An 11,750-nucleotide genomic window follows, 5' to 3' on the forward strand; every position below is an offset into this window, starting at 1 on the left:
TTTCTCAAGTGATAAAAACTTGGTAATCTCTGCTTAATTACAATTTGAAATCATCTTTACAGATGAAACACACTCACCACTAACCCAATCAATCCACCAAATACACCACCCCACACCACCAACCAGCCTAAATGTTTACGGATCATGTCTTGAACGATAATTTTAATCATTTGTGGTGTTAATTCTGCTAAACGCCTCTCGACAATTTGTTCAACCTTATCGCGGATTTTTTCGGCATCGACTTGGCTGATATGAGTGGCAATGGCTTTTTTAAAGGGTTCGCCTTCTGCAACGTGTAAAATTACTTTTTTTAAACGTTCGATAATCGGTTCTTTTAAGGGAATTAAGGCCTCGCGTCCACCGAGCATACTGAGCATAGAACCAAATTTAGATTCCATAATCGCATCGATGAGGGAATGATAAATTTGCTCAAAATCAAAACTTTCTAATAGCGGTTGAATATTAACAGCCACACTTTCGCTGACATTGCTTTCCATAAAAAAACGATCAATATTTTCTGTCGTGAAAAATTGATCCATAATTAAATTTTTAATCCCGAGTTTAAATTCACGGAATCGACTGGGAATGACGCCTGAGCCGTATAAAAATGGCACTTTTTCAAATAACATGAAAATAGCAATCCAATTAGTAATTGCGCCTGACAAGGCATAATAACCAATTTCTTTTAAATATTCTTGATTAAAAACCAAGCCTAATACCGCGATTAATACGGAAATAAAGTTGGTTAAAAAACTTTTATTTAACATTGAATTCATTATTGTCTTCCTAAACGTTGCCATTGCCAATTGCAGTTTTCAAAATTGGAGCGAAATGGATTAATGTCTAAACCACCACGGCGGGTATAACGCGCAAATACCGTTAATTTTTCTGGTTGACATTGCCGTGAGATATCCATAAAAATTCTTTCGACACATTGTTCATGGAATTCGTTGTGTTCGCGCAAGGAAATAATGTATTTTAATAATCCAGCGTGATCAATTTGTTGGCCTTGGTAATGTATCCACACACTTCCCCAATCCGGCTGGTTGGTGACTAAACAATTCGATTTTAATAAATCGGAATAGAGTGTTTCAGTCACATTGTTCTGTCGTACCTGCAAATATTGAGGTTGGGGTTGATAGGTATCAATTTCGATGTCTAACTCATCCAAACAAATTCCTGAAAATTGGGTTAATTCACATTGTAAAAATTGTTGTGGTGAAAATAACTCAACGTGAATATCCATGCCAACGGCCAAAGAGATATCTCGTTCCAAAATATTTTTCACACTGTCCCATTGATCAAATTGAGTTTGATTAAATGAATTTAAATATAATTTAAATGACTTTGATTCAATCATGCATTCAGAATCGCTATCTATTGTAAAAAATCCGATGGCAATTTGCGGTTTGCCTTTGGAATTAAGCCAAGAAATTTCATACGCTGTCCAAAGATCACAACCATGAAATGGCGCATTGCCGACAATTTCAATTTCTTGTCGTTTACGATAACGTGGAATAGGAAATAATAAATCGGCATCATATTGCGTTTTATAGTGGCTTTTTTTTCCAAGCTCTGTTTGCTGCAGTTCTTTCATCGGTGTTGACCTCGTGTATTTGGAAATTTTAAACAGGCTCTCAGAAAGTTAATATGTTTCCGACAGTTTACTCTGTGGAATTTTATTCAACTGGGTGTGATTTTTTGTAGTTGACGACCCACGGCAAAAAACGCGCCGCCTAGTCCTAGCAACGTGCTTATTACTAATAAAATAATGACATTATGTTGAGTTAATCCAACCAATTCAAATTGACTGGCATATAACGTTGCTAAATGATGAACCGGACCTCGCAATGTCCAGAGAAATAAATCCGTGAGTAGCCACGCCAGTAAACCACCGCATAATCCATATAACATGCCAGCATGTAAAAATGGACGACGAATAAAACTATCGGTGCCGCCAACTAATTTCATCACTTCAATTTCATGATGACGGTTTTGAATAATTAAGCGAATGGTATTGCCAATAATCAGTAATACCGCTAGTGCTAATAAAATACCAAGCGCATAAATCGCTTGTTTACCCAAATTTAAAATGCCAAATAAACGTTTCACCCACGCCATGTCCGCTTGCACGGTATCTACATTGGGAATGGTTTTGAGTGAAACAATCAGAGCAGATAAATTTGCGGGTGTTTGCTGGGCGACGCGAGGCTCCACTTCAATCACCCCAGGTAAAGGATTATTCGGCAATTCTTTTAGCATATTGCTAAAACCAGAACGCTGCTCAAATTCTTGTAGGCCTTGCTCGGGTGAAATATAAGTTACCTGTTCAATGCGAGGATCTTGGCGCAACTGTCCAACAACAGCGAGTGCTTGTTGATTAGTAAGCGAGGGATTTAAAAACAAAGAAATTCGTGATCCCATATCCCAGGCTGAACTCATCACTTGCACATTTTGCAACATTACGATCAAACTGGCAGGTAAAGCTAGAGCAACGGCAATGACCATGATGGTTAAAAATGTCGATAACGGCGTGCGTAATAAGTGTGAAAAGCTAGCAAGGCCAGCGTAACGATGCCGCGCAAAATAATGCAAAAAGCGTGAGCCGCTTTGTTGGGTGGCATGTTGTTTAGAGCGCATGCATGACCTCCTGCTCAGCATTTGTAATAATTCTACCGCTACTGAGTTTAATAATGCGTTTATCAAATTGTGAAATTAGCGCAATATCGTGTGTTGCAATTAATACTGTGGTACCCACTTGTTGAAATTCGCTGAATAATGTCATGATTTCTAGCGATAATTCCGGATCTAAATTTCCCGTAGGTTCATCGGCTAATAAAATAATGGGTTTATTAACCACCGCACGCGCAATCCCCACGCGTTGCTGCTCGCCACCCGATAAAGCATCTGAATAATATTTTTCTTTGTGGAGTAAGCCAACTTTATCTAACGCTGCGCGCACGCGCCGTTTCATTTCGGTTTGACGTAGTTGACCGGCAATAATTAAGGGTAAGGCGACATTATCGAAGACGGTTTGATCGGGTAATAAATGGGGATTTTGAAACACAATGCCAATTTGTCGACGCAAATAGGGAATTTTTTTCGCCGCTAACCGCGTGATATTCTGATGATTAATAATAACCTGTCCGCTTGAGGGACGTTCGATGCCATTCATTAGTTTTAATAAGGTGGTTTTACCAGCTCCTGAATGGCCTGTTAAAAAAACCATTTCACCCGCTTGCACCGCAAGGTTAATTCCACTTAATCCAACGTGGCCATTGGGATAACGTTTCGATACATTTTGCAAATGAATAATTACATCCATCATCCAACTTCATCCTGAGTAAATAACGCATCGACAAAATCGTGGGCATTAAATTCGCGCAAATCATCGATACTTTCGCCCACGCCAATAAAACGTAATGGTAAACCTAATGCTTCGGCGATAGCAAATATTATCCCGCCTTTGGCGGTGCCATCTAATTTAGTGAGTGTGATACCGGTTACCCCAATTGCTTCGTGAAACTGACGAGCTTGCACTAAGGCATTTTGACCAATGCCGGCATCCAACACTAACATCACTTCATGGGGAATTGCTGCGTCGAATTTTGCCATGACTCGTTTTATTTTTTGCAATTCTGCCATTAAATGATGTTGAGTGTGTAAACGTCCTGCCGTATCAGCAATAACAACATCCATCTTGCGCGCGTGCGCAGCTTGAATTGCATCGTAAATAACCGAAGCACTATCACTACCTGAATGCTGTGCAATCACCGCGATTTGATTACGCTCTCCCCAGATTTGTAATTGTTCTACGGCGGCGGCGCGAAAGGTATCGCCAGCGGCAAGTAATACCCGTTTCCCTTGTTCTTGGAATTTTTTTGCCAATTTGCCAATGGTGGTAGTTTTTCCTGCACCATTAATTCCAACCATTAAAATGACATAGGGTTTGGCGCGGGTTACCTCTAGATTAACTTGGCAAGGTTGTAAAATTTCTAATAGAATTTCTTTCAAGGTTGATAATAACACGCTGGAATCGTTTAATTGTTTACGCCCTAAACGTTCCGTCAATTGTTGAATGATTTTTTGCGAAGCATTAACACCAATGTCCGCTGCCAGCAAATGCGTTTCAAGTTCTTCGAGCAAATCGTCATCGATAGATTTTTTGCCTAACACTAAATTAGCTAAACCCTTCGTCAATCCTTGTCGCGTACGTTGCAAACCTTGGGTTAACCGTTTAAAAAAACCATTTTTTTTAGGCTCTTCCTCAGATGAAGGAGCTGGAATGTTGTTTTGCTGTGGATCAACTACCACCACCTCTTCTTGATTTTTTCGCTTTAAGAATTTCAACATAATAGGAATTACTCTTCAAAGATGACGCTGTCATTAAAATCAGTTATTCTATCACTCTTTTTCATTAAAAGGACATGCCATTCATGCGTTTTTGTCGCTCTCTGTGTTTATTCATGGGTTTATTCTTGCTAAATCTAGCCATTGCCGATCATGCTGTTAAGCATTACCAATTAAAAAACGGGTTACAAATTTTTGTCAAGCAAGACACTCGCGCTCCAGTCGTCGTTGCGATGGTTTGGTATAAAGTCGGTGGCGCCTATGAATATCGTGGCCTCACTGGAATTTCGCATGCTCTTGAACACATGATGTTTAAAGGCACTCAAAAATATGGTCCAGGCGTCGTATCACGAATGATTGCTGAAAAAGGTGGACAAGAAAATGCATTTACTGCTCAGGATTACACGGCTTATTTTCAGGAATTAAGCGCCGATCAATTACCCTTTAGCTTTGAAATTGAAGCCGATCGCATGCAACATTTAACCCTGGCGGCGAATGAATTTGTCAAAGAAATTCAAGTCGTTAAAGAAGAACGCTACATGCGCACGGACGATAATCCACAAGCGCTCACCCTCGAGCGCTTCTATGCCGCAGCCTATTTAGATAATCCTTATCACAATCCTGTGGTAGGTTGGCAAAACGATTTGGATAATTTGACCGTGGAAAATCTACGTGATTGGTATCACGCTTATTACGGACCTAATAATGCCATCATTGTAGTAGTGGGGAATGTAAAACCCGATGATGTTTTTGCTCTCGCCAAAAAATATTATTCTTCTCTAAAACCCATTCAAGTTCCAACATTAAAACCCGTGGTCACTCCACCAAATTTAGGTTCACGCACGGTTAATGTCGAAGCACCAGCAAAATTACCTTGGGTCATCCTTGGATTTAATGTGCCTGTAGTAAAAAATGCCAAAACCACTTGGGAGCCTTATGCCTTGGATGTGTTAACTGGCATTTTAGACGGTGGTGATAGCGCACGCTTACAAACAATGTTAGTGCGCAAAAATCAAGTGGCTAGCGATGCGGGCGCTGCGTATTCACCCTTTAGTTTATTTCCCAATTTATTTATTCTAGAAGGCACACCCGCCGAAGGACACACCATCCCCGACGTAAAAAACGCCTTATTGGATCAAATTAAGCAATTACAAACTCAGCAAGTTTCTCAGGCAGAATTAGATCGAGTGAAAGCGCAAGTCATTGCACAAAAAACCTTTGATAAAGATTCGATTATGGGGCAAGCCATGCAAATTGGCGCGCTGGAAGCAGTGGGATTATCTTACCAACTGGGAGATGATTATGTAAAAAATATTCAAGCGGTCACACCGCAGCAAATTCAAGCGGTTGCTAAAAAATATTTAATCAGTACTCGTGAAACTACAGCGATATTGCATCCATTGCCATTAAATTCATCACCTAAATCATCGCTTATTCCCGCTGTCGAAGGAGCTGCTCATGTTCGTTAAAAAAAGTTTTATTCTTTTAAGCTGCGTTCTTTTTTCTTTAACGAGTTTTGCCAATAAAGTATTAGATATCCAGCATTGGACAACTAAAAACGGAGCACAGGTTTATTTTGTGCAAGCGAAACAAATTCCAATATTGGATATTCGAGTGGTGTTTAATGCCGGATCGGCGCGCGATGACAAATTTCCAGGAATTGCCTCATTAACTAATAATTTATTAAATCAAGGAGCAAGCGACTTATCTGCCGATGAAATCGCTAACGGTTTTGATAGGCATGGCGCTATTTTTTCTAGCGACGTGTCGCGCGACATGTCGATTTTAAGTTTGCGCAGCTTAACTCAAACGGATTTACTTAGCCCCACCTTAAGTTTGTTTGCAAAAATCATTAATCATCCAACATTTCCCCAAAATGCGTTTTTACGCCTACAACGCAATACCATTTCTGCTATCAATGCTCAACAACAAAATCCTAATGCCGTTGCCAATGATTTATTTTTTGCAAAATTATACGGTAATCACCCCTATGGTCATCCGGTATTGGGTACTATGGCAAGTATAAAAGCGTTGAAATTAACTAATATCAAAGCGTTTTATCAACATTATTTTGTGGGCAATAATGTCACCGTGGCCTTAGTGGGTGATATTGATCTTGCAAAAGCACATGCCATTGTCGATGAAATAGTAGGCCAACTACCACCAGGAAAAGCGGCCGGTGATTTACCAAAAGTAGCAAGTCTGGCACAGAGTGAAGAAAAAACTTACTCATTTCCTTCGAAGCAAACCCAAATTATCATGGGTCAAATCGCTATTAAACGCAGCGATCCGAGTTATTTTCCATTAATGGTTGGTAATTTTATTTTAGGTGGTAATCCATTAACGTCGCGCTTATTTGAAAATGTCCGCGAAAAACATGGTTATGTATATACCATATATAGTTATTTTAATCCGTTATTGGATAATGGCACGTTTGCCATTGCTCTGCAAACCCAGCACTCACAAACGAAGCCTGCATTGAATATTACACGCAAAACGTTAGCGGAATTTATTCAATCTGGAATTTCCACAAGTGAATTAACGACTGCAAAAAATAGTATCGTGGGTGGATTTCCTCTACGCTTAGACAGTAATCGTGCTATTGCAGATGCTATCGCGGGTATGGGTTTTTATCATTTACCGTTAAATTATTTGGATACTTATTGCGATAAAATAAAAGCGATTTCTCGCGAGGATATTATTCATGCATTTCAACACCACATTTATCCCGAGCGCATGCTCACCGTATTAGTGGGCAAGGTGAATGACCCAACATAATAATCAACAAGTCAGAATTATTGGTGGCAAATGGCGTGGCAGAAAATTGAATTTTCCTGCAGATAAAGCCATTCGCCCTACCAGCGATCGCATTCGTGAAACTGTGTTTAATTGGTTGCAATCTACTATTGTCGATGCTAATTGTTTAGATGCATTTGCCGGAAGTGGCGCGCTGGGTTTTGAAGCATTATCACGGGGTGCAAAACAGGTAACGTTTATTGACAGCAATATTCAGACCATCCGATATTTGCAACAAGTCGCCCAACAATTAGGCGCTGAACACAGTCAATTCTTTCATGCGCAATTGCCAAATGGATCCTTACATTTAAATAAGCCCTTTGATATTATTTTTCTCGATCCTCCTTTTGCCAGCCCACTACTAATGCAAGTGCTCGCTTGGATCCTTAAAGAAGATCTACTTGACACCTCTGGTATGCTTTACCTCGAGTCCTCAATCGACATCCAGTTAGATGATTTTATTGAATACCGTGCGAAAAAATCGGGACAAGTGTATTATAAGTTATTAACATTGAAATAAGTGAGTGATGGTATTATGTTATTTTTTTTAGCAGCATTAATTATTTTTTCGATTACATTAATCGCCGGTTGGTATCCGCTGTATCGAAAAAAACGCGATAACCATCACCCAGAATTACCATTTGCAGAAGCTTTCGCAGCCGGCGTATTTTTAGGTGCCGGTTTAATTCATATGCTAAGTGATGCGCAAAGTGATTTTACTCAGTTAGGCGCGCACTACCCCTGGGCATTTTTAATTAGTGGTATCACGTTTTTATTTTTGTTATGGCTAGAACATTTAGGCCAAGAATATTATGAACACTTAGGTTCAAACAGCAATCATTTTGCTCTGCTCGCCACAGGATTATTGTGCTTTCACGCCTTATTTTTAGGCGCTGCCTTAGGCTTAGCCCTCGACACCTCCATGTTTATTTTAATTTTAATCGCAATTCTTGGTCACAAATGGGCAGAAAGTTTTTCACTTGCCGTACAAATTAGTAAGAGCCAATTTTCATCGCGATCATGTAATTATTTATTTTTATTTTTTTCATTGATGACACCATTAGGCATTCTGATTGGTCAAGTAATTTCTCATTCACATTCTTATCTAAGCGCCTTAAGCCCGATCGTCAACGCCATTTCCGCCGGAACTTTTATTTATTTAGGGACTTTACACGGCTTAGAGCGTGCCACAATGATTTCTCGTTGTTGTAACCTAAAACAATTTAGTTTAACCATTTTTGGATTCATGCTGATGGCACTGATTGCTGTATGGACTTAATTAATCACCCATGAAAAATTGTTACATCTTTACCAGGAATAATTATTGTAGCGCTTTTATTATTTATTTGGCGTCTCAATAAAATTATTCACAACCGCTCACTATGTAAACGTAACCATTGTAAGGCAATAATCGCAGGAGAGTTTTTAAATTCATTATTGTCTAATTTAGCAAACGCTTCTTGCAGTGGGATTACGTGAATTTTAATATCTTCAACTTCATGCGTGTTGCCAGCATAAGCAGCCACGCGAGTGGCATCGATTATTCCTAAAAATAAATGGATGCATTCAGACGTACAACCTGGTGATGGCCAGTACGATAATATCGGCTGGAGGGATTGGATGGGCAAATGGGTTTCTTCTAAAGTTTCACGGATGGCCACGGTGGATGGGGTTTCATCGGGCTCAATCATGCCAGCGACAATTTCGAGTAACCACGGATTCTCGGCGCCATCGGCATAAGCACCAATGCGAAATTGTTCAACCAATACGACTTGGCGCTGCACCTTATCGAATAATAGTACGGCCACTGCTCCACCATGCTCAAGTACTTCACGAGTAATGGTTGCCCCCATTTCGCCATTGAATAAGCGATGGCGCAATTGATAGCGTGCTAACTGATAAAATTTTTGATGGCAATACGTTTTCTCAATCACTTCGACATCGTCACGGTGCATAGTATTTCCCCAATTTCAAATCGCCAAAACTATGATACTATGCGTAGTTGCGCTGAGACTCAAGTTTCTGCTGACGTTTCACCCCCAATTCGGGTACAATAGCGATTTTTAGTGATTAGGGTTTTCAAAATAGGGTTACCATGGATATCGAACACGCTCGTGATAATATGATTAAAAACCAAATTAATACTTGGAATGTTTTTGATGAAAAAATTCTTGATTTATTTTATCAAACTCCCCGCGAACTGTTTGTGCCGGTGTCTCAACGTCATTTAGCGTTTACCGATACGCAAATTGATTTAGGTCATGGCCAAGCCATGTTCACTCCTAAAGAAGAAGCGCGCATGCTGCAAGAATTAGCGATTAAGCAAAGCGATCATATTCTAGAAATTGGTACTGGCTCGGGTTTTTGCACAGCCTTGTTCGCCCGTTTAGCCATGAAGGTAGTTAGTGTCGATATTTTCAAAGAATTTACTCAAGATGCGCAACACAAGTTACATCAGTTGCATTTAAATAATGTAGAATTGATCACTGCCGATGCGAGCCACGGATTGAATTATCCTGCATCCTTCGATGTGATTGCCATTACTGGCTCTTTATTAAAATTACCACCACGTTTTCAAGAAAGTTTAAAAATTGGTGGCCGTATTTTTTGTATTTTAGGTGATGGCGTTGCGATGAACGCTACTTTATTAACTCGCATCAGTAAACAAGAATGGCAACGGGAAAGTCTTTATGAAACCGTCACCCCACGTTTGTTGAATGCGCTTGAACCTCAACGTTTTGTTTTCTAAAGGGATGCAAGGCCAATGAAAAAATATTTACTGGCATGTTTGGTAATGTTCAGCACCTATTCGGTATCAGCTGAAAATTTAATGCAAGTTTATCAACAAGCATTGCAAAGCGATCCGGTTTATCAAAATGCTTTGGCGAGTTTCAAAGATCAAAGCGAACAAGTGCCGCAAGCCTTAGCTGCTTTGTTGTTGCAATCCAACGTTGTATTAAATACCACCTATAATCGCACGAAGCCGCGTATTGAAACACCCACTGTCTACGCACAAAAATTCAATACTCATGGCTATCAACTCAACTTAAATCAACCGATTTTTAATTTTACTAACTGGGCACGCTTAGCCTCTGCGCAATATTCCGTACGCGCCGCTTACGCCGATTTATTAGCTGCTAAACAAAACTTAATGACTCGTGTGGCTCAAGCTTATTTTAGCGTGCTTTTAGCCCAAGATAATTTGCGTTTCACCTTGGCAGAAAAACGCTTTATCGCGCAACAGTTAGAACAAACTCAACAACGTTTTCGCGTCGGTTTAGATGCGATTACCGCCGTCTATGATTCTCGCGCTTCCTACGACGATATCATTGCGACAGAAATTAAAGCTCGCAACGATTTGCGTAACTCTCGCGAAGCCCTGCGCGCCATCACTGGCGTTCTCTATACACAGTTATCTGGATTAAAACGTCATATTCCTCTAGTAACCCCCATTCCCGATGATCGCGATAGCTGGGTTAGCAATGCCGAACGACACAGTTACCAAATCTTAGCCGCCCATTATTTAGCACTTTCAGCAAGAAATAATATTAAAGCCGCTTTCGGTGGACATTTACCCAGCCTTGCCGCGGTGGGCACGTATACGTATAGCGACAACGATAATATTACCAGTTTTGCTGGCGGTGGCGGTGGTCGTACAACCACAGCAAGCTTGCAATTAAATATTCCCGTGTTCAGTGGCGGCTTAGTAACATCACAAACACGTCAAGCCAATGCGCAATATGTAGAAGCCGAAACCTCATTGGAAAAAACACGACGCGATGTTACCACCAATTTGCGTCAAACCTATAACAGCATTATTTCAGGCATTAGCCAAATCCGCGCCGATCGCCAAGCGATTATTTCGCGTGGCGCGTCACTTGAAGGTACACAAGCTGCTTTTAAAGTGGGAACGCGCACGATTGTGGATGTATTAAACGACCAACAAGAATTAACTCAAGCGCAACAACAATACGCTCAAGATCAATATAACTATATTAATAATACCTTGGCACTAAAAGAATTAACGGGAATTTTAAACGAAGACGATTTAGCGACGATCAATTCTTGGTTAAACGATAAAGAAATTCGTGTGGATGCGCCGCAACGCGATTATCACCAACTCACGAATTCACATTCATTAAAAGTTCCCGAGGAAGAGTTGGAAAAGCATTCCGTAGTTCCCGAAAAAAAGGAATCTGTGCAACCACAGACGCCAGAACAAAAACCTAAAGCTAACACTGCAACGCCACCTGCTGCGCCGGAAAATAAAGCTACACAAGGATCAAGTGCCAATACTGCTCCCGCAAAAATTACTCCTTCAAAAATCATTCCCGTACAACAGACAACCCAAGCACCAAAATACACCATTCAACTTTTAGCTGCGCAAACCCAAAAAGAAGCGCAAGATTTTATTGAGCATTATCAACTGCAAAATCAAGCCTCTTATTATAAAGCTCAACGAGGTGCTCGCACTTGGTATGAAGTGGTGATGGGAACATATATTAATCCTAAAGAAGCCCAAGCCGCCATTACCCAACTCCCGAACGCATTACAAAAATTAAATCCATGGGTAAAAAATATTCGCTCGTAAGATATCAGGTAGG

The 11,750-nt window shown here is 40.3% G+C and carries 12 protein-coding genes; 6 read left to right on the forward strand and 6 right to left on the reverse strand.

Annotated elements, in window-relative coordinates; translation table 11 throughout:
- Positions 1 to 56: 56 nt before the first annotated feature.
- From KIT27_08245 to ftsY, 5 genes are all read right to left on the reverse strand, one after another.
- Positions 57 to 776, reverse strand: a complete 720-nt coding sequence (locus KIT27_08245) for a DUF445 family protein (protein MCW5589634.1) — start codon at positions 774 to 776, stop codon at positions 57 to 59.
- Complete coding sequence (gene queF, locus KIT27_08250) at positions 776 to 1,597, reverse strand: NADPH-dependent 7-cyano-7-deazaguanine reductase QueF (protein ID MCW5589635.1); 822 nt, start codon at positions 1,595 to 1,597, stop codon at positions 776 to 778. Before queF ends, KIT27_08245 begins: the two co-directional genes overlap by 1 nt.
- An 86-nt stretch (positions 1,598 to 1,683) precedes the next feature.
- Positions 1,684 to 2,640, reverse strand: coding sequence for a permease-like cell division protein FtsX (ftsX, locus tag KIT27_08255; protein MCW5589636.1), 957 nt, complete (start codon positions 2,638 to 2,640; stop codon positions 1,684 to 1,686).
- Positions 2,630 to 3,325: a cell division ATP-binding protein FtsE gene (ftsE, locus tag KIT27_08260; GenBank protein MCW5589637.1), complete on the reverse strand. Its 696-nt coding sequence runs from the start codon at positions 3,323 to 3,325 to the stop codon at positions 2,630 to 2,632. The genes ftsX and ftsE overlap by 11 nt, the downstream gene beginning before the upstream one ends.
- Positions 3,325 to 4,353, reverse strand: a complete 1,029-nt coding sequence (gene ftsY, locus KIT27_08265) for a signal recognition particle-docking protein FtsY (GenBank protein ID MCW5589638.1) — start codon at positions 4,351 to 4,353, stop codon at positions 3,325 to 3,327. Before ftsY ends, ftsE begins: the two co-directional genes overlap by 1 nt.
- A gap of 113 nt (positions 4,354 to 4,466) precedes the next feature.
- On the opposite strand from ftsY, the gene KIT27_08270 reads away from it, so the two are divergent.
- Genes KIT27_08270 through KIT27_08285 form a run of 4 tightly spaced genes read left to right on the forward strand, consistent with a single transcriptional unit; the run spans position 4,467 to position 8,425 of the window.
- Positions 4,467 to 5,819, forward strand: coding sequence for an insulinase family protein (locus KIT27_08270; GenBank protein MCW5589639.1), 1,353 nt, complete (start codon positions 4,467 to 4,469; stop codon positions 5,817 to 5,819).
- Positions 5,809 to 7,128, forward strand: a complete 1,320-nt coding sequence (locus tag KIT27_08275; protein MCW5589640.1) for an insulinase family protein — start codon at positions 5,809 to 5,811, stop codon at positions 7,126 to 7,128. Before KIT27_08270 ends, KIT27_08275 begins: the two co-directional genes overlap by 11 nt.
- A complete protein-coding gene (rsmD, locus tag KIT27_08280; GenBank protein ID MCW5589641.1) occupies positions 7,115 to 7,666 on the forward strand; it encodes a 16S rRNA (guanine(966)-N(2))-methyltransferase RsmD in 552 nt (183 codons plus the stop codon). The genes KIT27_08275 and rsmD overlap by 14 nt, the downstream gene beginning before the upstream one ends.
- A gap of 15 nt (positions 7,667 to 7,681) precedes the next feature.
- Positions 7,682 to 8,425: a ZIP family metal transporter gene (locus KIT27_08285; protein MCW5589642.1), complete on the forward strand. Its 744-nt coding sequence runs from the start codon at positions 7,682 to 7,684 to the stop codon at positions 8,423 to 8,425.
- Between the two features lie 88 nt (positions 8,426 to 8,513).
- On the opposite strand, the gene KIT27_08290 is transcribed toward KIT27_08285, so the two are convergent.
- Positions 8,514 to 9,101, reverse strand: coding sequence for an NUDIX domain-containing protein (locus tag KIT27_08290; protein MCW5589643.1), 588 nt, complete (start codon positions 9,099 to 9,101; stop codon positions 8,514 to 8,516).
- A 140-nt stretch (positions 9,102 to 9,241) separates the two neighbouring features.
- Here KIT27_08290 and KIT27_08295 point away from each other — a divergent pair, with 140 nt between their 5' ends.
- Both KIT27_08295 and KIT27_08300 read left to right on the forward strand, forming a co-directional pair.
- The gene (locus tag KIT27_08295; protein ID MCW5589644.1) at positions 9,242 to 9,895 is read left to right on the forward strand and encodes a protein-L-isoaspartate O-methyltransferase; all 654 of its coding nucleotides are present in this window, start codon (positions 9,242 to 9,244) and stop codon (positions 9,893 to 9,895) included.
- A gap of 15 nt (positions 9,896 to 9,910) precedes the next feature.
- Positions 9,911 to 11,737 carry a TolC family outer membrane protein gene (locus tag KIT27_08300; GenBank protein ID MCW5589645.1) on the forward strand — a complete coding sequence of 609 codons (1,827 nt, stop codon included), beginning with the start codon at positions 9,911 to 9,913 and terminating at the stop codon, positions 11,735 to 11,737.
- Positions 11,738 to 11,750: the final 13 nt, after the last annotated feature.

The organism is Legionellales bacterium (genome assembly GCA_026125385.1).
GTDB lineage: Bacteria > Pseudomonadota > Gammaproteobacteria > JAHCLG01 > JAHCLG01 > JAHCLG01.